Source organism: Micromonospora sp. DT4, from assembly GCF_049841675.1.
Classification (GTDB): Bacteria; Actinomycetota; Actinomycetes; order Mycobacteriales; family Micromonosporaceae; genus Micromonospora.
Genome location: NZ_JBNCKT010000077.1, coordinates 1 through 21,354, shown reverse-complemented (window position 1 = coordinate 21,354; position 21,354 = coordinate 1). Strand labels below are relative to the sequence as shown.

At 71.3% G+C, this 21,354-nt stretch carries 20 protein-coding genes; 10 read left to right on the top strand and 10 right to left on the bottom strand.

Annotated features, from left to right (window positions below; genetic code table 11):
• Positions 1-220: 220 nt before the first annotated feature.
• Genes ACLQ24_RS20460 through ACLQ24_RS20450 form a run of 3 tightly spaced genes read right to left on the bottom strand, consistent with a single transcriptional unit; the run spans position 221 to position 1,477 of the window.
• Positions 221-562 (bottom strand): winged helix-turn-helix domain-containing protein, encoded by a 342-nt coding sequence (locus ACLQ24_RS20460; protein WP_425893314.1) that lies wholly within the window; start codon positions 560-562, stop codon positions 221-223.
• Positions 529-984 carry a hypothetical protein gene (locus ACLQ24_RS20455; RefSeq protein ID WP_425893313.1) on the bottom strand — a complete coding sequence of 152 codons (456 nt, stop codon included), beginning with the start codon at positions 982-984 and terminating at the stop codon, positions 529-531. The genes ACLQ24_RS20460 and ACLQ24_RS20455 overlap by 34 nt, the downstream gene beginning before the upstream one ends.
• A gap of 52 nt (positions 985-1,036) precedes the next feature.
• On the bottom strand, positions 1,037-1,477 hold the full coding sequence (locus ACLQ24_RS20450) for an RNA polymerase sigma factor (protein ID WP_425893312.1): 441 nt from the start codon (positions 1,475-1,477) through the stop codon (positions 1,037-1,039).
• 249 nt (positions 1,478-1,726) lie between these two features.
• Between ACLQ24_RS20450 and ACLQ24_RS20445 the strand changes: the two genes are divergently transcribed.
• The 3 genes from ACLQ24_RS20445 (at position 1,727) to ACLQ24_RS20435 (ending at position 6,082) form a co-directional block, all read left to right on the top strand.
• The gene (locus ACLQ24_RS20445) at positions 1,727-4,633 is read left to right on the top strand and encodes a BTAD domain-containing putative transcriptional regulator (protein ID WP_425893311.1); all 2,907 of its coding nucleotides are present in this window, start codon (positions 1,727-1,729) and stop codon (positions 4,631-4,633) included.
• A gap of 113 nt (positions 4,634-4,746) precedes the next feature.
• Positions 4,747-5,016, top strand: coding sequence for a hypothetical protein (locus tag ACLQ24_RS20440; protein ID WP_425893310.1), 270 nt, complete (start codon positions 4,747-4,749; stop codon positions 5,014-5,016).
• A gap of 142 nt (positions 5,017-5,158) precedes the next feature.
• Entirely contained in the window at positions 5,159-6,082 is a 924-nt protein-coding gene (locus tag ACLQ24_RS20435; protein ID WP_425893309.1) for a hypothetical protein, read from the top strand.
• 118 nt (positions 6,083-6,200) lie between these two features.
• On the opposite strand, the gene ACLQ24_RS20430 is transcribed toward ACLQ24_RS20435, so the two are convergent.
• From ACLQ24_RS20430 to ACLQ24_RS20415, 4 genes are all read right to left on the bottom strand, one after another.
• Positions 6,201-6,917 carry a zf-HC2 domain-containing protein gene (locus ACLQ24_RS20430; RefSeq protein WP_425893308.1) on the bottom strand — a complete coding sequence of 239 codons (717 nt, stop codon included), beginning with the start codon at positions 6,915-6,917 and terminating at the stop codon, positions 6,201-6,203.
• On the bottom strand, positions 6,914-7,414 hold the full coding sequence (locus ACLQ24_RS20425; RefSeq protein WP_425893321.1) for a sigma-70 family RNA polymerase sigma factor: 501 nt from the start codon (positions 7,412-7,414) through the stop codon (positions 6,914-6,916). The genes ACLQ24_RS20430 and ACLQ24_RS20425 overlap by 4 nt, the downstream gene beginning before the upstream one ends.
• Before the next feature lie 277 nt (positions 7,415-7,691).
• Positions 7,692-8,270 carry a type VII secretion system-associated protein gene (locus ACLQ24_RS20420; RefSeq protein WP_425893307.1) on the bottom strand — a complete coding sequence of 193 codons (579 nt, stop codon included), beginning with the start codon at positions 8,268-8,270 and terminating at the stop codon, positions 7,692-7,694.
• On the bottom strand, positions 8,270-10,108 hold the full coding sequence (locus ACLQ24_RS20415; RefSeq protein ID WP_425893306.1) for a hypothetical protein: 1,839 nt from the start codon (positions 10,106-10,108) through the stop codon (positions 8,270-8,272). The genes ACLQ24_RS20420 and ACLQ24_RS20415 overlap by 1 nt, the downstream gene beginning before the upstream one ends.
• Positions 10,109-10,307: 199 nt before the next feature.
• On the opposite strand from ACLQ24_RS20415, the gene ACLQ24_RS20410 reads away from it, so the two are divergent.
• A complete protein-coding gene (locus tag ACLQ24_RS20410) occupies positions 10,308-10,613 on the top strand; it encodes a hypothetical protein (protein WP_425893305.1) in 306 nt (101 codons plus the stop codon).
• Positions 10,610-11,284 (top strand): hypothetical protein, encoded by a 675-nt coding sequence (locus ACLQ24_RS20405; RefSeq protein ID WP_425893304.1) that lies wholly within the window; start codon positions 10,610-10,612, stop codon positions 11,282-11,284. Before ACLQ24_RS20410 ends, ACLQ24_RS20405 begins: the two co-directional genes overlap by 4 nt.
• 61 nt (positions 11,285-11,345) lie before the next feature.
• Here ACLQ24_RS20405 and ACLQ24_RS20400 read toward each other — a convergent pair whose 3' ends face one another.
• Positions 11,346-15,734, bottom strand: a complete 4,389-nt coding sequence (locus tag ACLQ24_RS20400; RefSeq protein ID WP_425893303.1) for an FtsK/SpoIIIE domain-containing protein — start codon at positions 15,732-15,734, stop codon at positions 11,346-11,348.
• Positions 15,735-15,821: 87 nt separating this feature from the next.
• Positions 15,822-16,118 carry a WXG100 family type VII secretion target gene (locus tag ACLQ24_RS20395; RefSeq protein WP_007457407.1) on the bottom strand — a complete coding sequence of 99 codons (297 nt, stop codon included), beginning with the start codon at positions 16,116-16,118 and terminating at the stop codon, positions 15,822-15,824.
• A gap of 232 nt (positions 16,119-16,350) precedes the next feature.
• On the opposite strand from ACLQ24_RS20395, the gene ACLQ24_RS20390 reads away from it, so the two are divergent.
• From ACLQ24_RS20390 to ACLQ24_RS20380, 3 genes are all read left to right on the top strand, one after another.
• Positions 16,351-17,031, top strand: a complete 681-nt coding sequence (locus tag ACLQ24_RS20390; protein ID WP_425893302.1) for a hypothetical protein — start codon at positions 16,351-16,353, stop codon at positions 17,029-17,031.
• Between the two features lie 16 nt (positions 17,032-17,047).
• Positions 17,048-17,497: a DUF4333 domain-containing protein gene (locus ACLQ24_RS20385; protein WP_425893301.1), complete on the top strand. Its 450-nt coding sequence runs from the start codon at positions 17,048-17,050 to the stop codon at positions 17,495-17,497.
• Positions 17,498-17,677: 180 nt separating this feature from the next.
• A complete protein-coding gene (locus ACLQ24_RS20380; protein ID WP_425893300.1) occupies positions 17,678-18,193 on the top strand; it encodes a sigma-70 family RNA polymerase sigma factor in 516 nt (171 codons plus the stop codon).
• 20 nt (positions 18,194-18,213) lie between these two features.
• On the opposite strand, the gene ACLQ24_RS20375 is transcribed toward ACLQ24_RS20380, so the two are convergent.
• Complete coding sequence (locus tag ACLQ24_RS20375) at positions 18,214-18,411, bottom strand: hypothetical protein (protein ID WP_425893299.1); 198 nt, start codon at positions 18,409-18,411, stop codon at positions 18,214-18,216.
• Positions 18,412-18,460: 49 nt separating this feature from the next.
• On the opposite strand from ACLQ24_RS20375, the gene ACLQ24_RS20370 reads away from it, so the two are divergent.
• A complete protein-coding gene (locus ACLQ24_RS20370) occupies positions 18,461-19,024 on the top strand; it encodes a hypothetical protein (protein ID WP_425893298.1) in 564 nt (187 codons plus the stop codon).
• A 317-nt stretch (positions 19,025-19,341) separates the two neighbouring features.
• Positions 19,342-20,643, top strand: coding sequence for a cellulose binding domain-containing protein (locus ACLQ24_RS20365; RefSeq protein WP_425893297.1), 1,302 nt, complete (start codon positions 19,342-19,344; stop codon positions 20,641-20,643).
• The last annotated feature ends 711 nt before the right edge of the window (positions 20,644-21,354 follow it).

Below are 21,354 nucleotides of genomic sequence, written 5' to 3'. Positions count from 1 at the left end.
GTCGTTCCCGACGGCGCAGACAGCGAGAAGCAGTACGCCGACCTGCACCTCGCGGTCATCGACCATCGCCACGACACCGTGGTGCGCATGCGCGATTCGGGCGAGATCGACGACGAGGTGCTCCGCCGGGTCCAGGACGGCCTCGACCTCGAACAGGTCCACATGACCCAGCGGCGGGACAACGACGCGCGCTGAACGTCCCGCCGCCGGTAGTGGGGGATCAGTCGGCGCCGTCCACGCGGGCGGCGATGTCCCGCAGCGCGGCGATGTGGCCGCTCAGGGCCGTCCGACCGGTCCTGGAGAGGTTGATCCAGGTCCGGGGGCGCTTGCCCACGTAGCCCTTGCGCACCTCGACGTACCCACCGTCGCTCAACGTCGAGATCCGCTTCGACAGGGCCGAGTCGCTGAGCTCCATGGCGTCACGGACGAACGCGAACTCGGCCCACTCGGTCCCCGCCAGCAGCGCCAGGATGGCCAGCCGGGTGGGATCGAGCAGGGCCGGGTCCAGCTTCGGGTCGGCCGCCACGGTCAGGCCGGGCGGGCGAGGACGCGGCGCTGCCACCACGGACCTGCGGCGGCCAGCAGCACACCGACGGTCAGGCCGCTCCACACCCAGACGTGCGGGACGTCCAGGGCGCTGGCGAGCGCCAAGCCGCCGATCAGCAGGGCCACCCCCAGGACCGACCACAGCAGGATCGACGTGTCGGTGGTGGCACGGGGACGCACTGGCCGCTTCAGCAGGGCCGATCCCCACCTGGTGTTGGGGAACATCGCGGCGAACAGCAGCAGGATGACGATGGTGGTGCCGTAGGTGCGCACGAAATCCGGATACCGGTCGGCGGCGAACCCGCAGATTACGGCGGCGACACCGCTGGCGAGCCAGGCCCACCACGGCCAGCCGGCGGCCGTCGCCGTCTGGTCACGCCGCCGGTCGACGTCCTCAAGAGCTCGTCGTGCCTCTTCTGGAGTCGGGGCGGTGCTCATCGCGCAACTCCTTGAGCTAGGGAAAATGCTTGCTCGTATGGAAAGTTAGCATTCACTTTCCATACGAGCAAGTACTTGCCGCGCGCGTCACGGCGCTGCCGTCCGAACGGGGTGTGAGCCTGGCGGCAGCGCCGTGCGGGCTCACTCCGGGAGCTGGTAGAGGCGGTGGCGGGTGACGGTGTCGAAGCATGTCGGAGATTTGCGTCGCGCCGCGCGCGAGCAGGCCCTCGGCGGTGCCCTCGTCGCTGTCCGCCCCTCCCCACCAGCCCCAGTGCGAGGCGATCAGGTGCTTCCTCGCCTCCGTGATCGCCGACTCCTGGCAGGCGTCCTCGGCGTCGGGGCCGGAACCCAACAGACGGTGTGCCACGGCGAGCATGCCGGCGGAATGACGGTCGAAGAGCAGCGCGAAGTTGGCCGGATCGCCATGCTGGGCGCTCCGCACCAGCTGAGGCGTGTCGCCGGCCGACACGGACGCCGAGGTCGCGAGGAGCATCCGGGAACGCCTAGCTCGCCGGCGGGAAAAACCGGTCCAGGAGATCGAACTTTCGTCTCGCCAGCGACGTCTGCTGTGCATGGGTAACGAGACAGGGCCGCATCATGGCGTCGCTGACCGGTTCGATGCGTGCCGTCTTCGTCCCGGAAGTCGGTTTCGCCGCGCCCGGGATTGTCGGATCATCCGCCCCGCGTCCGGAATGTTCCAATCCAGTCATCGTCAAGTAAGCCTCCACCAGATGGACACAGCGTGATCAACGTGAGGGACGACGTCGGCTCCGGTCGGGCAGAGGAAGCGGCGTCGCAGGAGGGACCACGCCTGCAGATCATGGGCCCGCTGCGGGTCTGGCACGGCGAGACCGAGCTCGACGCGGGCCCCCGTCAGCAACGCCGCCTCCTGGCGGTCCTGCTGGCCCGGCAGGGGCGTCCCACCACCACCAGCGATCTGTTGGACCTCGTCTGGGGTCCCGACTCGCCGGCCAGCGCCGTGAACGTGATCCACAAGTACGTCGCGGCGCTGCGCCGCCTGCTCGAACCCGACCTGCCCCCGCGGGCCGTCGGCTCGTACCTGCTGCGGCACGGCAACGGGTACCTCTTCGTGGCCGGGCCGGAGACGCTCGACCTGGTCGCGTTCCGCCGCGACGTCTCGGCGGCGAAGTCCAGCCTGGCGCAGGACCGTCCGGACGACGCGTTGGAGCACTACCTCGACGCGCTGCGGCGTTGCCAAGGCTCGTCCGCTGACGGCCTGGTCGACAGCGCAGCCGCCGCGGCAGTCCTCGCGGGCATCGACGGCGAGTTCTTCGACGCCGCGATCGCCGCCGCCGCGGTGGCCGTGCGACTGCGGCAGCCCGCCCGTGTGCTGGTGCCGCTGCGGCTCGCGGCGACGATGGGTCAGCTCAACGAACCGGTCCACGCGAGCCTCGTGACGACCCTCGCCGCAGCGGGCCAACAGGCCGAGGCGTTGGCGGTGTACCGCGCGATCCGGAGGCGCCTCGACGAGGAGTTGGGTATCGGCCCCGGCTACCACCTTCAGGACGCCCACCGGCGGGCCCTCACCCAGACGGCGCTGGCACCCGCCGAGGACGGCGACCCCGTGCTGGCCCGACGGACGACGCCGGTGCGCCCGGCGCAGCTCCCGCCGGATTCACCTCTCTTCGTGGGCCGCGAATCCGAACTGCTGATCCTGCGCGACCTGACCACGGAGACGCGGACCGCCGATCGGACCAGCCCGCTGGTGATCTCCATGGACGGCATGGGCGGAGTGGGCACGTCGACGCTCGCCGCGCACTTCGCGCACCGGGTGGCCGACGAGTTCGCCGACGGGCAGCTCTATCTCGATCTCCGGGGGCACCTCTGCGAGGGCGGGCGCCTGTCGGACGACGACGCGGTGCGTTCGCTGCTGCACCTGGTGGGCGTGGCCGCCTCCGACGTACCCGACACGTTCGACGCGCGCATCGGGATGTACCGCAGCATGACAGCCGGTAGACAGATGCTCTTCCTGCTGGACAACGCCCACGACGCCGCCCAGGTACGCCCGCTGCTGCCGAACTCGGCCCGAAGTCTCGTGATCGTCACCAGCCGGCGGGCCCTCGTCGGGCTCGCGGCGTTCGACGGCGCACACCTGCTCCGGGTCGACCCGCCCGACCTCCCGACGGCCCGTCGACTGCTCGAACGTCGTCTCGCCGGCCTGCCGAGCCGGTCGACCCACGGGGGCTGTGCCAGCACCGCCGACGAGATCATCGAGCTGTGCGGCCGGCTTCCACTGGCGCTGGCCATCCTGGCGGCCCGGATCGCCGCTCGCCCAGGGCTGTCGCTCGCGACCATCGCCGCGGAGCTGCGCGACAGCGCCCGCCGGCTCGAGGCGTTCGCGGGTGGCCCTGGATTGACCAACCCGCGTACCGCCTTCTCGTGGTCCTACCGGCAGCTCAGCCCGGAGGCCGCCCGGCTGTTCCGACTGCTGTCGGTCGCCCCGCTGCCCGGTGTCACGGCCGAGGCCTGCGTGAGCCTCGCCGACCGCGACCCGGACAGCACGCGCGCCCAGCTCGCCGAGCTGATCGACGCGGCACTGGTGACCGAGCACGAGGACGGCCACCTCACGTCGCACGTCCTGGTGAAGGCGTACGCCGAGGAACTCCTAGAGGCCGAGGAGTCGGCGACGGAACGACAGGCGGCGCTCAGCCGCCTGCTACAGCACTACCTGCACAGCAGTTACCAGGCGCAGCTGGCGCTGGACCCGAACCGGCCGCCGATCGAGCCGCCACCGCCGCTGCCCGGCGTCGTCGCCCAGCGGCCGGGCACGTACGACGAGGCCATCGCCTGGTTCGACCGCCAGCGGGAGATGCTCATGGAGGCGGTGCGCCTGGCTGCCGACGTCGGGTACGGCATCGTGCCGTGGCAGCTCGCCATCGCCATGCAGCAGTACCTGCAGTGGGCCGGACGTTACCAGGACTGGGAGGACGTCATGCGGATCGCGCTGAGGGCCGCGCGGGAGCGCGGCGATGTCGTGGGGGAGGCGCACGTCCTGCGCAGCCTGGCCGGCGCACGGTACCTGCTCGGCGCCCACGAGGAGGCGCTCCACCTGCTCGGTGAGGCCGCACGGACCTACCGGGACCGGAACATGCGTCTGGAACAGGCGTTGGTGCACAACAACTACCACGAGGTGTTCAGCGCGCTCGGCCGGCACGATCGTGCCCTTGAGCACGGCGCCAAGGCGTTGTCGTTGTTCCGTGTGCTCCACAACCGTCGCGGCGAGCTCCGCAGTCTGCTGCGCACGGGAAGGTCGTTGACCGCCCAGGGGCAGGTCGCGGAATCGATCCGGGTGCTCCGGGACGCCCTCGACCTCAGCCAGCGGGTGGGGCGCGCGCACGAGGAGAGCGAGATCCGGGCCGCCGTCGCGGACAACCTGGCCGAGACCGGGCGCGTCGCGGAGGCGGTGACGGAGCTGGAGCTTGCGGCGAGCACAGCGCGGCGCGTGGGGGATCGGCCGTCGCAGTTCGACGCGCTGCGGCAGATGGCCGGCGTTCTCATCGCCGCCGGTGACGCGGCCGCGTCGCGCCGGGCTATTGAACAGGCGCGGACGCTGCTGCGGGAGTTTCCCGACGGCGGCACCGACGGCATGCGCGCCTCGGTCACCCGTCTCGCCGAGAGACTGAACTGACCGCGCCGTCTGCCGTGACCCGTCCGGGGAAGCCGGATTTTCGTCCCGGGCACGAGGTGTTTCGTTGTCGAGTGCTGGCGCGACGAGATCGGCCAGCACGGATGGGAGTACGCGTGAAGGCTGTCGTGCGGCATGGCATCGGTGACATCCGGGTCGACGACGTGCCCGAGCCCCGCATCGAACAACCCACTCGGGCTGCGGACCGGCACCGCCTCGTTCTCTCCGCGTACCAGCGCGGCGCGTCCCGGGTGATCGCGATCGACGGGCACGCCGACCGGCTGGAGCAAATCCATCCGGAGGACGTCGTGACGGAGCACGAGCCGCTCACGGACGCGGTCGGCGCGTACCGGGAGTTCGACCTCTGCGCAGCCCCGGCTGGCTGAAGGTCCCCCCTGCGCGCCACCTGAGGTCGTCCACGTGATGACGGCGGCGGCACCGGCCCTGAACCGATCCCGGACCTGTTCCGTGTGAGGGTCGAACGGTTTCCGGACCTCCTGGAAGCCGGGTGACCGCTGGAGATTTCCGATGATGCGCAACCACGTGACACCCCTCATCGCCGCGCTGGCCGTCGGCGCGGTGACGCTCACGGCGTGCGGCCCGAGTCAGGTGCCACCCGGCCCGGCGCGGGCCGCCGACCTGAGCGGCAGCCCGGCGGCGTCGCCGCAGGGCGGGGCGGGCGTCGCTGACCTCGCCCTCAGGTCCGGCACCGCCGAGTCCAACAACGCGGCGGCGGGCACCGGTGACTGGGCGGTACCCAACGGCGGGGTGGCGACCGGGGCCATGCGCGAATCGGCGCAGCGCTGGGTCCAGCTGAGCGTAGGCAAGGCGGGCAAGCTCGACCCGGTCGTCGTCAACGGCGCGGGGCTGACCCTCTACCGGTTCGACAAGGACAGCAACAACCCGCCGACGTCGAACTGCGACGGTGACTGCGCCGCGACCTGGCCGCCGGTCACGGTGATGCCGGGCGGCAAGATCTTCGTCGCGAGGGTCAAGGCGGAGGCCGTCGGCACCGTCCGGCGCCCGGACGGCAGCCGGCAGGTCACCATCGGCGGCTGGCCGGTCTACCGCTTCGCCAAGGACACCAAGGCAGGCGACACCCTGGGCCAGGGTGTCGGAGGCACCTGGTTCGGCGTGACCCCGGCCGGCGGGAAGGCCGGCGTGTCCGGTGACGAGCAGCCCGCCGCGGACTCGCCGGCGCCACCGGCCACCAGCGCGGTCCTCTTCGACGACCCGAACTTCGGCGACGGCGCCGGCTCGCAGGGCGTCGCCGGCACCGGCTGCCGCAACCTGAGCCGCCCGGGCGTCTCCTCCTCGGTGGCGGCCCCCGGCTCGCTCAAGCTCTGGGCCGGCCCGGACTGCACCGGCCGGTCGAAGGTGATCAACGGGGACGTCGCGGATCTGGGGACTGTCGACTTCGACAACGCGGTCGTCTCGGTGCGCCTGGGCTGACCCCACGGTACGGCTCGCGCCGGCCCGGCCACTGGCCGGGCCGGGTCGGTCGAGCGCGGCCACCGGCCGCTGACGGTGGCCGGTGGCTGGCTCAGCCACCGGCCGCTGACGTGATTGGCTACAGCTTCGCGCTGACGTACGCCATGCCGTCGGTCGTCTCCACCCGGACACTGTCGACCTCGGCCGCGTCCATCAGGGCACTGCCGTCCAGGGTGACGCCCTCGGCGGCGCCGCGCTCCGACACCAACCAGCTACCCGCCAGCACCGTGCTGCCGTCCCTGCCCACGACCAGGAGGCGGCAGCGTTGGCCCTGCGGGATGCCGGAGACCGTGGCGTTGACGCGTACCCAGCCGGGGGCCGGTGTGACGGCCACGGCGAGGCGGGCACCGGTCCGCGCGTCGGAGGTGCTGGTGGAGCGGACCGTCTGGTCGGCCGCGACACTCGGGGTCGGCGGCGGCGCTGTCGCGTCCGTCGTGCCGTCGCCCGGGGGAAGGAGGAAGACACCCCCGAGGACGGCGGAGGCGACGACCGCCGCGGCGACTCCGGTGACGGCGTGGCGGCGACGGCGCTGGTCGGCGGCCTCGCCGCGGATCTGGCGCAGGGTGCGCTGCAACAGCAGGTCGCCGTCCTCCGGCGGGCCGTCGAGCAGCATCACGTCGGGTACGTTCTCGAGCGCGCCCGCCCACGTCCGCAGCGATTCGATCTCGGCTCGACACTGCGCGCAACCCGCCAGGTGCTCCTCGGCTCGGTACGTCGCCTCCTCATCGAGCGCCCCCAGCAGATAGCCGCCGATGTCGAAGTGGTCGGCGCGGGGCGATGAGCTGTCGGATGTCATGAGGCAGGCCGTTCCACTCCGGCGCGACGCTCGGCGAGATCGCGGAGTGCTCGGAGTGCGTAGTAGGAGCGAGACTTCACGGTGCCCGGTGGAATCCTGAGGACCTGTGCGGCTTCCGCGACTGAACTCCCGCGCAGGTATACCTGCTCGAGCACCTGTCGGTGTTCCGTGGAGAGGCGATTGAGCGCGTCCGTCACGACGATCGAGTTCACCACCTGGTCGGCGTGGTCACGCTCCACCGCGGCGTCCGTCGGGCCCTCCGGCACCTCGGGTGGCCGCGCGTTCCGGGCGCGGATGGTGTCGGTCACGATGTTGCGGACGACCGTCAACAGCCAACCCCGTACCGAGCCTCTGCCGTTGACCAGGCTGTCAGGGTGACGCCATGCGCGCACCAGCGCCTCCTGGACGACGTCCTCCGCGGCCGCGCGGTCGCGGGTCAACTGTGTCGCGTATGCGAGCATCGCGCGCCCGTGCTCCTCGAATATGGACCGGACCAGTGCCTCGCCTGCCACTTCGCGCCGACGAACAGGTCCTGATCCCGCCATTGCTACCACCCTTTTGCTGACCCTCACGTCGCCGGCGTTCCCGCCGGTCGTCTACGGGTCCTCAGGATGCACAGCCCGTTCGTACCGTTAGTTGATCGGTAGAAAGTTTGTCTACTGACCCACGTCGAGGCCGAAACGAGATGTCAGCGGTCGTCGATACGGGTCCGGCGCCCCGTATCCGCTGGGCCCGGACGGCGTGTCCGGGCCCAGCGGGGAGCCTGTCCTCCGACTACGGGGTGAACGGCCACGGCTCGCCGCTCTCCGGGACCTCCTCGGCGGCGAGGTCGCGTAACGCGTCCGCGAACAACCGCATGGCACGCGGCCCACCCGGATTCAGCAGTACGTCGACGCCGTCCGGCAGCAGCGTCAGCAACTCGTCCAGGTCGACCTGCCGCCACTCGGCCGCGTCGACCCGGGCCTGGTCCACGGCACCGGATGCGACGAGCACACACGGAACGCCGTCTGGCGCCGGTGCCACGATGACGCCGCCCTCGCCGTCCAACGCCACCTCGACGAGGCTGTCGCGCAGTGCCAGGAGCACCGCGTCGACGCCGGCGCGACCGGTGGCAACCAGAGCCGCGGAGGCGTCCACCGGGGTGGTGGGCGACGCCGGGTCCTCCGGCCGGTACAGCGGATTGGCGGTGAAGCGACCGACGGTGCCGTCGGGCTCGACCAGCCAGCCGCCGACGATGGCCGCCACCGGGGGCACGTCGGTCGCATCCGCCTCGTCTTCGTCGGGCGCGTTCCATCGCGCGTCCGTCAGCAGCATCCAACTCCGCTGCCGATCACCGTTGTCGTGCTCGCTCATCAACTCGTCCCCTCGACGCTCGGGTGGATTTGCTTGAACTTCCCGTCGTTCTGCACTGCCAACGTGGCGATGGGTCGGCCCGCGTCGGTCAGCAGACCCTCCACGTCCACGCCCTCGGTGGTGACCACCGTCTCGTTCGCCGCGAAGATCCGCCGGTCGCTGCCGAGATCCCGCATGGCGTTGGCGAAGTCCTGCCCCGCCGTGCCGGAGGTGTTGCCGAAGTTGCAGGAGATCATGGCAATGGACCGCTTCGGGTCCGCGGCGGTGTTGCTGGCCCGGAAGATGTCGTTGTGGTGCAGGACCTTCGCGAACTGACCACCCGGGACATGGAGCAACGTGCCGTTCTTCAGGCGTACGGAGGCGCCGTCCGGGTTGCCGTGCGCGATGACCAGGGTGGGTTCGGTCTTGAGTCGAGCCCACGGCGCGACCTGGAACTGGTTGCCCGCGAAGCCGGTGTCGGTACCGGGAAGCCTGCGGATCGCCTTCGTCCCCGGGTCGGCGATCTCCCCGCCGATGTTCCGGCCGAAGGCGAGGTTGGCGTCGGTCCGGGCCCAACTCGTGAAGCTCTCGTTGTCGGTGGCCCTGCTCGGGAAGAGCACGCCGATCTGTTTCCCGTTGTTGTCCACCAACGGGGTCGACTCGACGTCCGAGGCGTGGAACGTCTTGAGGTGACCCTTGCTGTTCTGGCCGAGGATCAGGGTCGGATCGTTGGCCTGCTTCTTCCGGGCGGCCTTGAGGTCCCGGTTGAACCGAATGTCGAACAACTTCTGGTCGACCTTGTTGAACACACCCTTGATGTTCTTGCCGATGTCGACCTCGGTGACGTTCGCGTCGATTCCGCGCCCCGGTGCGGCGTCGACGCCCGCCACGCCGCGGCTGTTGCCCGAGACCTCCTTGGTGCTGTCCTTGATGGCGTTCGAGACGCTGCCGGGGCGGATCTTGCCGGCGAACTTGTTGGCGAGCTTGATGACCCGGCCGACGATCCGTCCGCCCGGTACCAGACCGAGCGCCAGTCCGCCGGCGGCGAGGGCGATCTCCGCCGGGTCGCCGCCGAGGGCCGCCGCGGCGAGTTCGATGCTGCCGGAGAGGAAGCCGATCGCCGAACCGAGGGGCGGGAAGATGAACGAGGCGACCACCGAGAGCACGTCCAGGATGGTGGTGATCCACTCGATCACCGTGCTCTGGAGGAAGTCGATGAACGCCTCGAACGCCTCGACGATCTTGTCCCAGAGTGACCGTTGTGGCGCGTCCTTTGCCAACTGGTGCAGAGTTTCGGCAGCGGACCGGGCAGCCTGGTCGCGCAGGGCTGTCGCCTGACCGAGCAACGACTTCGCCCCGTCCAGCGCCTGCTGGGCGTCGGCCGCCCGGGTCTTGGCGGCGGCGGCGTCGTCGGTGGCCTGCTCCTTGGCGTCCGGGCTGGTCGCGGTGTCGGCGTTCATGATGAGAAGCGCCGCCGCCGCGGTGACGGCCGCCGCCTGGGCGGCGCTCTGGTCCTCGGACGCCTGTCGGGCCTGGTCGAGGGCGCGCAGCGACATCGTCTGCGCCTCCTCCAGCGACGGCAGGTAGCGCAGGTACGCGTCCGCCGCGCTGGCGTACGAGTTCGCCATCTGGTCCAGTCGCCCCGGCAGCTTGCCGATCAGGTCCCGGAAGGCGTCCATCGCCTTGCCTTGGCCGACGTCGATCTGGCTGCCCGACGCGAGCAGGTCGTGCGCCTCCTGGGTGGTTCTGGCCAGCTCCTGGTACGCCCGGGTGATCTCCTCGAAAGACTCGGGATCACCCGGCACTGGATCTGAGTCGAGTTGCAACACGAACCACTCGGCGTCGCCCGGACGCGTCATGACGAACCTCCCCATCGCATCGTCAGGCCGGCGCCCGAACCGTCCGCCGGGAGCCAGGTCGCACACGTAGCCGGCGGGAGATCGGTTCACCCGGTGAACCGGGCTGGCCGCCGATCCGTGTACGGCGCAGTTGCCGTGACGGTCTGGAGGGTGCGGAGATGAGCGAACGGATGGGCAGGCCGGCGGGGGAGTGCGCGCGATGAGCGAGATCCTCGTTCCCGGCGCGGAGCTGGAACGCGTCCACGAACTGCTGCGGCGGACGAAGGAGTTGATGGACAGCTCGCCGGTCCGGTCGATGGGTTCGGTGGTCGACACGCTCGGGCAGCGCAACCTGGAGGACGCCGCCCGTCACTTCGAGAAGCGGTGGGGCGACGGCCGGCACGTCGTGGGCAAGGATCTCGGGGGCGTACGCGACGCCGCGAAGGCCGTCGCCGACGCGTTCCGGGAGACCGACACCCAGACGGTCAACGCGTTGACAGCGCCGGACGCGCAGGCGGCACAGTGAGCGCGCCGACTCAGGCCCATGCCCCGACGCCCACCCCGACCGGCTTCGAGCTGCGTACCCCCGAGGCGTGGGTCGACTTCTCGGTGGCCGACGAGGCGAGTGAGAACCGGCTGGGCGAGGAGGCACGGGGGCACGCCCTGACCGGCGGCTTCACGGCGGACCAGGCGGGCCGCTTCGCCGAGCAGGTACGCCGGTCGGTGCGCCAGGCCCGGCGCAGCGGCGCGGTCCACGCTGCGGGTGTCTTCGAGATGTACGAGGACGGCCCGCTCACCGCCACCGTGCTGGTCGCGGTGGCCACGCCACCGGCCAACGGCGACATCCTCGGCGCGCTGACCGCCGTGGGGCAACCGACCCGGGCCGACGGGACCTGGCGGCGGGTGACCACCGCGGTGATCCCCGGGATCGGCACCGTGGGCCGCGTGTACGGCATCCAGAACGTCGTCCAGGATGACGTGACGATGCGGTGCGCGGTGATGCACACCGTCGTGCCGATGCCGGGTTCGGCGGACGTCGTGGTGGTCACCGGATCGAGCCCGAACCTCGCGGAGGCGGAGGAGATCTTCGGACTCTTCGGCGCGATCACCGAGACGCTGGCGTTCACCTGGGACGACGACCAGCCGGAGCTGACCGCGCGGCAGGAGTCGACGGATACGACAGCGCCCGACGCCTGAGCCGGGTAGGCGACAGGGGGACACCGCGCTGCGGTGTCCCCCTGTCGGTTCCGGCCCTACCTCACCCCTCGACCGTCGCCGCCTCCGGTGGCGTCACCAGTGACCGCAGCACCGCCGGGTCGGTGCGGGGCACCTGCACCAGGCGGACGGTGCCGTCGCCCAGGTGCAGCAGCGCCCGGCCCAGGCGTCCCCCGCCGAGCTGTCCCCGGCTCAGCTTGGCGCCGATCAGCTCGCCGTCGCCGAGGCCCTGCGGGCTGAGCAGCGCGCCCTGTCGGTTGCGCCGGGCGTCGACGTGCCAGCCGCCGAAGCCGCCGGACAGGCCGTCGATGGTGCCGGCCATGATCAGCCCGAGCCCTCGTTCCGTGCCGGCCCGCGCGATCTCCCCGAGATCGCTTCCCGCGTCGCACTTGAGCAGCAACTCGGCGTCGTCCAGCACGACCACGGCCGGTCCGCTCCTTCGCTCCAGCGCGGCCGTCAGACCGGCGGAGGTGAGGTTCTCGCTCGGGACGAGGTCGAGCACGCCCGGCAGGCCGGCCAGCTCGCGCAGCGGAGATCGGCGGGGTGCCGCCACGACCACCTGTGTGCCCTTGCGCAGCAGGCCGGCGACCATCGTCAGCAGCGCGGTGCTCCGCCCCGAGCGCGGTGGCCCGGCCAGGACCAGGGTCGGCACGATCGTCAGGTCCGGTCCGATCGCGGTGAGTTCGTCGCCACCGACGCCCAGCATGGTCCACAGCGGTCCGTCGGGTCGGCTGAGCGCCTCCGTGTCCGCGAGGGTCAGCTCGTCGGGCAGCACGTCGATCCGGAACGGGCGGTCCGCGGCCGCGACGTCCGCGTCCCGCTGCCGGGCCGTCTCGGCGATGTCGGCGAGTACGCGCGCCTGTCCCTGGCCCGAGGTGTCCTCGCCGAGCAGCGCGATCTGCGCCTCCGCGCCGTCGGAGGCTCGGATCGCGCGGCCCGCCTCGATCTCGTCCGGCAGTTGCCGGTGGTTGATGCCGACCATGCTGTAGTCACCGCGCTCGGTCAGGCGCAGCACCAGCTTGTCGTCCGTGGTGGACGAGATCCGGCTGGAGAACATCGCCCGGTCGCCCGCGAGCACCACGTGGATGCCCGCTCCGGCGCCCTCCCGCAGCAGCGTCAGCAGACCGGCCATGATCGTGCCGTTGTCGTAGTCGGCGAAGGTCTTGTCGAAGACCTCGAACCGGTCCAGGAGCACCAGGATGTGTGGCGGTTTTTGCTCACCCGCGGCCGTGCCGGTCCGGTACTCGACCATGCTCGCCGAGCCCCGTCCGGCGAGCAGTTGCTGCCGCCGGCCCAGTTCCGCGACGAGGCGGGCGAACAGCCGACCGAGCCGTTCCGCCTCGGTACGCTGCACCACCGCTCCGCAGTGTGGCAGGCCATTGAGGGCCAGCAACGCCCCGTTGCCGCAGTCGATGCCGTAGAGGTGGACGTCGGCGGCGGAGTGGACGCGGGCGAGAGCGCCGGCGATCGTCCGGAGCGTCTGCGATCGGCCGCTGCGCGAGGAGCCGATGACGTGCAGGTGGCCGAGCGTTCCGAGGTCCAGCGCCAAGGGCACCTGGTCCTGCTGGGCGGGAAGGTCGACCAGCCCGTAGGCGACCGCCGGGAGGTGGTAGCCGCCTGCGCGGGCCGGGGGCAGCGCGTCCACGGTCAGCGACGTCGGCAGCGCGGGCAGCCACGGGCTGTGCTGGGCCGGGATGCCGAGCCTTTCGCTGGCGTCCCGGATCGCCGTCACGAGCACCGCCAGGTCGGTCAGCTCGGCGGACGGCGCCGCTTCGCCGGAACGGCGACGCGGCGCGGGTCGACCGAGGTCGGGAAAGGACAGTGGCGCCAACCAGGGGGCCGGTCGGTCGGTGCTGCGCGCGCCGGGGCGGAACCCGCCGACCCGGCCGGCCTGGAACGGCACCAGCGACGACTGGGCGAGACGGACGAAGGCGCGGCCCGGCGTCGATTTCGAGATGGTGGCCGCGTCCGGGGCGTTCAGCACGTCCTGGCTCTCGCTGCTGTCGGTGACCCGCAGGGCGATGCGCAGGTTGGTGTTGGCCCGGATCTCGGGGGAGACCACGCCGCCCGGCCGCTGGGTCGCCAGCACCAGGTGGATGCCGAGCGACCGGCCCCGCTGGGCGATGTTGACCAGACCGGTCACGAAGTCGGGCAGGTCACGCACCATCGACGCGAACTCGTCGATCACGATGAGCAACCGCGGCATCGCGACGCGGGACGGCTCGCGGCGCAGCAGCTCCACGTAGTCGTCGATGTCCTTCGCTCCGGCCTCGGCCAGGATGTGTTCGCGTCGCCGCAGCTCCGCCGAGAGCGAGGTCAGCGCCCGGCCCACCAGGTGGGTGTCCAGGTCGGTCACCATGCCGACGGTGTGCGGCAGGAGGACGCAGTCCTTGAACGCGCTGCCGCCCTTGTAGTCGACCAGCACGAACGTCATCGCGTCCGGCCGGTTGGCCACGGCGAGGGACGCGACGAGGGTCTGCAACAGCTCGGACTTGCCGGAGCCGGTGGTGCCGGCGACCAGGCCGTGCGGCCCGTCCCGCTTCAGGTCGAGCGCGAACGGCCCGTCGAGCGACACACCGAGCACCGCCTCGGTGGTCCGACCACCCGAGGTCCACCGGGCCGTCACGGCATCGGGCTCCGGCGGCTCCATTCCGAGTACGTCGAGCAGCCGGCTCGCCCCGGGCAGGGCGCTCTCCTCGTCGGCGCCACCGATGTCCCGCAGCGGCGCCAGCGCGCGCGCCACCCGGTACAGCCACTCGGGCGGGACGACGTCCGGGTGGACGTCGGCGATCGGGGCGGCGAGGGTCTGGGTCACCAGCAGCGATCCGTCCTCCTGCTGGGCGATGACGGCCTGGCACTCCTCGGGCAGCAGCCTCTCCTCGGCGTCCAGGCAGATGGCGTACACCCCGACCGCTGGTCCTTCGCGAAGGATCTGGGTGACGCCGGGCAGGGACCGCAGTTTGCGGGCGCCGTCGAGGACCACGAGCACGTCCCGGAACGCGCCGTTGGCCCGCTCACCGGAGCGGGACGAGATGATGGTCACCAGTTCGCCGACCCGGCGAGCCAGGGTCTGGGTGTCGGTGCCGACCGTGGCGAGGGTGTCCTGACCGTCGCGGGGCCGCAGGTGCGGCAACCACCCCGCCCAGGCCCAGCCGGCCTCGTCGGCCGTGCCGCAGAGCAGGTAGATCTGTAGGTCCTCCGGACTGTGCAGGGCGCTGGCCTGGGCCATCATCCAACGAACGGTCGTACGCGCGACGGCGTCGCCGGCCACCCCCACGACGCCGTGCTTGCGCACCGGCACGGTCGCGGGCACGTCGAGGGCGCTCCACCGGACCTCGCGCCGGTTCTCCTCCTGGCTCAGGTCCCGCAGCACCACCTCGGAGGGCAGGTCCGCGCTGCCGACCCGCAGCTCCAGGAAGTCGGGGTCGGTACGGCGTCGCTCCCAGAGGCGACGTTGCGGCCCGACGGCGATCAGCCCCATCGCCGCGGGATCGGGACAGTTGTCCCGGCGGACCAACCGTTCGGTGGCCAGCGCCTTTTCGGCCTCGCCGCTGATGTGCGCCCTCTTCTTCTCGTACTCGGCGAGCCGGGAGCGGTACGTGGCCCGGCCCTGACGCCGCGCGCCGATCTGACCGGCGATGAGCACCAACGGCGACAGGATGGCGAAGAGCAACGTGAGCGGGTTGCGGGTGATGACGAACGCGGCGCCGGAGAGCACGACCGGCGCCAACACGGTGATCAGCGTGAGCGGCCGCCGCTCCGGAGGCGCCGGTGGCCCGGGAAGCGTGAACTGGGTGGTCCGCGCCGCGGGCAGTAGGCGGGGCGGACGGTTGTAGTCGAGGCCCGTACGGTCTTCCGAGATCTGGAGCGCGGCCTCGTCCAGGAGGGGGCGGCGAAGCTCCAGCAGGGACGAACCCACGGCGAGTTGCGCACCGGGCGCCCAGATCCGCTCCTCCTCGTCGATCTCCACCCGGTCGAGCAACAGCCCGGGCCCGGTCGGGCGGAGCCAGCACTCCCCGTCCGCGGTCACCCGCAGCCGCGCGAGCGCGGGCGCGAGCGGGTCGTCGTGCACGAGTACGTGGTCGTCGGCGGCGCCGACGGCGTGCTCGCCGATATCGAGCGGGTAGAGGTTGCCGGCGCCCAGACCGCTGACCACCCGGACCTCCAGCGGGCCCGGCGTCCGTGCGGGCGACACGGGTGCCGGGCGGTCCAGTTCGAGAACGCTGCCCTGCCACAGCGGCGCGTCGGCGAGCGTGAGCCCGGGATCCAGCGGCGCGCCGGCGACGAAGATCGTCGGCGGTCGGGTGCCGGGTTCTGGACGACGCCCCGCCAGCACTTCGGCGAGTTCCGCGACGGTGGAGTCGAGGGCGGCCTCGACCTGATAGTCGGTTGCGGGGGTGGACTGGTCCGTGACGGTGAGCAACAGGCGCACGGGTATCTCCTGGTCGGATGATCCGTCGGGAACACGGTCGGGGCCGCGTGGTGAATGCTCACCACGCGGCCCCGACCGTTCGTTTCGTCAGCGGCTGAGGCTGGCGGCGGTCTGCGTGTCGGTCTCGGAGAAGGCGTCGCTGACCTGCGTGAGGTACTGGCTGATGCCTTCCATGCCGTGCAGGGTCTGGTCGACGCTGCCCTTGTACTCCTCGAAGTACGGCCCGAACTGCTGCTGCGCGCCCGGGGTGTTGTAGCCACCCTGGATCAGCGTGTCGATCTTGCTCTTGGCCTGGGTCATCCCGTCCAGCAGGGTCTGCATGTTCTGCTGCAGCCAGCTCGCGGACTCCTGGATGTCCTCGCTGACGATGTGGTAGGTGGCCATGTCGCCCTCCCGTTGTCTCGGTTCTCCGGGTCGGCGAGCCGGTCCGCTCGTGGACCGTCTTGCGCCGACGCCGCCACCCACACGGATGCTCACGCCATCCGGTTCAGGGCAAGTTCGATTCGGTCGCGGGCGTCCGCCGCGATGCGGTGGTGAACCGTTTCGGGGCGGTGTCCGTGTGGGTGCCGGACCTGTGCACGAGCCCGGTCCACACCGAGTACGAGGTGGAGCGAACATGGTGCAGAGAGCGCGGATCGCGATCGCGGTGATCGGCCTGGCGGCCCTGACCGCGTGCGGGGATTCCACGGGGGCGGGCGTCACCGCGACCGCGCCGACCCAGGGGGCGTCTCCGGCGGCGTCCGTCACCGCGAGCGCGGACCCGGCCCCGCAGGTGATCGAGGTCAGCCCGGTGCCGCCGCCGACCGTCGCGAAGACGCAGCGCCGCGTGAATATCTTCAGCGGGCCGTCCGACGTTCCCGTCTCGGCCAGCCCGGACCGTGGTCAGGGCAGCTCCGTGGTGCAGTTGCGGGCCACGGCCCAGGCCGACATCGGCACGTACGTCGCGGACGGCCAGGGCAGGACGCTCTACCGCTTCGACAAGGACTCGGCGAGGCCGCCGAAGGCGACCTGCGCGGGCGACTGCGCCAAGACCTGGCCCCCGCTGCTCATCTCGTCACCCGGTCGCATCTATCCGGACGGCATCGACCCCCAACTCGTCGGGTACGTCGAGCGCGCCGACGGCACCTGCCAGGTGACCATCGGCGGCTGGCCGGTCTACCGGTTCGCCAAGGACGTCGCGCCCGGCGACATCCGGGGCCAGGGAGTCGGTGGCACCTGGTTCGCGGTCGCCCCGACCGGCGAGAAGACGAAGCCGCTACCGGAGGTCGTCGCCGTGCCGACCCCCACCGCCCGCTGAGAGCGTGGAGTCGACGATGAACCCGGACGGCGTGTCCGACAGCCCTGCGGTCACCGGCGCGAGGGCGGCCCTGCTGGCGCCCCGCTGGAAGCCGGCGCCCCCGCCGCAGTGGGGCCCGGCGGCGAACGCACCGGCGGCGAGCCGTTGGCGGCGGCTGTCCCCGAAGCTCGTGGTGGCCATCGCGGTCCCGCTCGTACTCCTGGTTGTCGCGGGGACGGTCGTGGCCGTGACCCGGCCCGACCGCCCGCGACAGAAGGTCCTCGACACCGCCGCCCTGCAACGGCAGGTGCTGACCGTGCTCCGGACCGGCTACGGGCTGAACGCGGACAACGTCGCCTGCCCGGTCGACCAGCCGGTCATCGAGGGGCACCGGTTCACCTGCACGGCCGAGGTCGACGGGGCGACGGTCACGACCTGGGTGACGGTCCGGTCCACGGGTCAGCTCGACGTCGCACGCCCGAGGTAGTCGGCGGGGGACTCGGGGTGCGCCCGGGCGCCGGTGCGGGCCGGTAAGAGTTCGTTACGATGTTGGTAACTGGCCGACCGTAGCGTCGGGATTCGGGTCGATCGTCGGTGCCGGTCGCAGGACCGTGTCGGTGGTGGGGTCCGCTCGCACACCCGCTCGCTAAGGACCAGGCACCAGCGAATGACAACGGCTCACCAGACCTGTGCGGCGTCCGGTCGGACTCCCGCGCTGGACGAGTTGATGGCCGATCACACCCGGCCGCTGCTCACCTTCGTCGAGAAGCTCGTGGTGGACCACCATCTCGCCGAGGACATCGTGCAGGAGACGTTCATCCATGCCTGGCAGCGCAGCGGCCGCCTCCGCCTCGGCGAGGTCCCGATCCGGGACTGGTTGATGACGGTGGCGCGTGACCTGGCCGTGACGTCGCTGCGGGCGGTCGCCGTCGGGCGTGAGCGGACCGCGCCGGAGGTCGACGTCGCCCAACCGGACCACGCGGACGCCGCCGTCGCGGCCGCCGAGGCGGTCTCGATGCTGCGGCGGCTCTCGGTCGAGCATCGCGCGGTGCTCCTGCACACCTACCTGGCGGGGCGGACCGCGCACCAGACGGCCCGCATACTTGGAGTTCCGGTCCGTACGGTGCGGTCCCGGCATCACGACGCGCTGTCCACCCTGCGTAGGAGCTGCCTGGCAGCCTGACCCGGGCGATCCGCCCGGCGTCAGGCCAGGGAGCGTAACCGCGAACCGGAGGCGTCCACGATCCGTTTCGCGCCGTGCACGCAGACGCCGGCCAGCCGGATGCCGAGCAGGATCAGCCACAACTGGGTGGTGTCGGAAGCCCCGACGCAGGGGCCGTACGGTTCGATGCCGAGCTGCGTCAGCTCACCCGAGCGGAACTCGTGCAGGAAAGTCCGCATCCTGACAGTTCAGCAGCGCGCGCAGCTCGCAACTCCAGGTGTCACCGCGTTGCAGGCGCACGTCCCCGGCCAGCGAGTCGCCCTCGAGCCGGTCGGCGAGGGGATCGGCCTCGACCGTGGCTACCAGGCCGAGTTCCTGCTCGCGCCGATGAGCCCGGCGGTCGCGCCGGCCCCGGCGTCGGACGGTGTCGTCGCGGAGCGACCTCCTTCGTACGACGAGGCGGTCCGTTGGTTCGACGACCACCGGGATGCCCTGTTCGAGGCGGTACGTCGCGCGTCCGAGGGCGCCTACGGCGTCCTGCCGTGGCAACTGGCTCTGACCATCTGGCCGTGGTTGCAGCTCACCGGGCGGTTCCACGACTGGCAGGCCGACATCCGTTCGGGCCGGCGGACATGCCGCGCTCCAGCCAGCCGTCTGACCAGCGCTTCGGCAAATGATCGCGGGGCCACACCGCCCACTGTGGCCCGTTCCGCGGCACTCGGCCGGTTGAGCATGTTATCGATAACATGCTATGTTCCGGCGCGGGGAGCGAAGGGCACGCTCCCAGTCACCGCGGACAGTCGGCGCAGGCACGCCGAGGGCTCGCCTTCCCGCCGCCTCGCCGGTCGGTGACCAGTCCGGGCCGCTCCGCCACTGCCAGGCGACCGCGCGGTCGTCGGACGCCCCGGTCCGGCTGCATCCCCCGCATTCCATGCCCCGTCGCGGACAACCCCGGCAGCGACGGTACGGCCCGTACGCCACCCGTGTACGCCGCACCGGCCGCCGAAGCACGCCGGCCCCGCAACGGAAGGACGTCCTGTCACGGCGCCTGGTCGGTCGGCCCCTCGTTCCGCCCGCGCGGGGCGAGTGCCCCCACCGGCACGAACCGGCTCGCGGACCGCGAGGCGAGGCGCATGTCGTACGCACGATCAACGGCAAGGAGTCGAGCAATGGTCAGACGGAGACAACTACTGACATTCGTCGCGGCCGCGGCGGTTCTCGTCGTGGCGACCGGCGGCGCGCTGAGCGCCGGATTCCGCGGCGAGGCGGTGGCTGCCACGAACGGCACCCTCGCGGCGACCGCGGGATGCGGTAAGGCACCCACCCTCACCAGCGGGACGCGCACGATCACCAGCAGCGGTCAGAACCGCACCTACATCCTCCAGATCCCGAGCGGGTACGACAGGAACCGTCCGTACCGGCTGATCTTCGGCTTCCACTGGCTGAACGGGTCGGCCAACAACGTCGCCTCGGCCGGCTACTACGGCCTCGCGCCGCTGTCGAACAACAGCACCATCTTCGTCGCGCCGCAGGGCATCAACGCCGGGTGGGCCAACACCAACGGGCAGGATCTGACCCTCTTCGATGACATCTCCCGGCAGGTCGAGAACGACCTCTGCGTCGACACGACGCAGCGTTTCGCCCTGGGCTGGAGCTACGGCGGGGCCATGAGCTACGCGGTGGCCTGCGCCCGACCCAACATCATCCGTGCGGTGACCGTGCTCTCCGGCGCGAACCTCAGCGGTTGTAACGGTGGTACCCAGCCGGTGGCGTACTTCGGCATCCACGGCATCTACGACAGCGTGCTGAACATCTCCCAGGGTCGGGCGTTGCGCGACACGTTCGTCAGGAACAACGGCTGCACCGCGCAGAGTCCCCGCGAGCCCAGTCGGGGCAGCCTGACGCACTTCACCACCACCTACGCCGGCTGCCGTGCTGGATATCCCGTGCAGTGGGCCGCCTTCGACGGCGACCACACCCCGAGCCCGGTCGACGGATCGTCCAGCCCCAACGACTCCCGGACCTGGACCTCGGGGGAGATCTGGAGATTCTTCAGCCAATTCCAGTCCACGCCCCCTCCGACGACGCCCCCTCCGACCACGCCCCCTCCGACCACCCCGCCGCCGACGACGCCCCCGCCGACCACCCCGCCGCCGACCGGTGAGCCGGGCACCTGCGTCGCCACCTACCGGGCCGTCAACAGTTGGCCGGGTGGCTTCCAGGGTGAGGTCACCGTCACCAACAGCACCGCCAGTACGGTCGACGGCTGGACGGTACGCCTGACCCTGGCCAGCGGCCAGGCCATCAGCAGCCTCTGGAGCGGCACCAACACGGGCACCACCGGCGACGTCACCGTTCGCAACGCCGCCTACAACGGCACGCTCGCGCCGAACGCCTCGACGACCTTCGGGTTCACCGCCACCGGCAACGGCGCCACCCCGCCCAGCAACATCACTTGCACCAGCCCCTGAGTGCGGATGGCCCGGGCCCGAAGCCACCGGCTTCGGGCCCGGGTGTCGGGGCCGCGCACCGGCGCCGCCACCGGCCGCACGTCGGCGGCCCGGGTCGCCGCAAGCGCACCCGTGGCATCGGACTTCGCGGACAACAAATGCATCTATGTCGATGTTAGCGTCGGTCATCCCGCGTCCCCGAGTGCCTCGGTCCGACCTTGATCAAGGTGGATGGCGGGCGCGGCAGGTGTGCGACCGGTGTCAATGGGTCGAGCGCGCGGAGTCGGCCCTGCTTTATGCGGATGTTACGTCTTGACGAACGGCATGTTATCGCTCACAGTCGATTGTCAAGGACGACGTCGGATGCGATGTACCACCGGACTACTTCGTCGGCCGTGAATAAGGTGTGCGTCCCCAGCATGCCGGGATCTTGTTAACGCGAACATTCCCGCCGTATGCACCCGGTCGCGTGTCGCGAAGCGCCCAGCTTCGGGTAGCCGTTCGGCTCCCTGGTGATTGAGGAGGAACATGTCTGCCACCGGTACGTCTCCGGCGATAGCGCCGCCATCGCGGCGGCGAGGTTGGTTGGTACGAGCGGCAGCCGCCAGTGTGGCGGCGGCGGTGGTGGCTGGCGCCGCCGCGATGGCGGTGTCGTCGCCCGCGTCGGCGGCCACGGTCGACACGAGCGCGTGGTACGTGTTGGTGAACCGCAACAGTGGCAAGGCGTTGGAT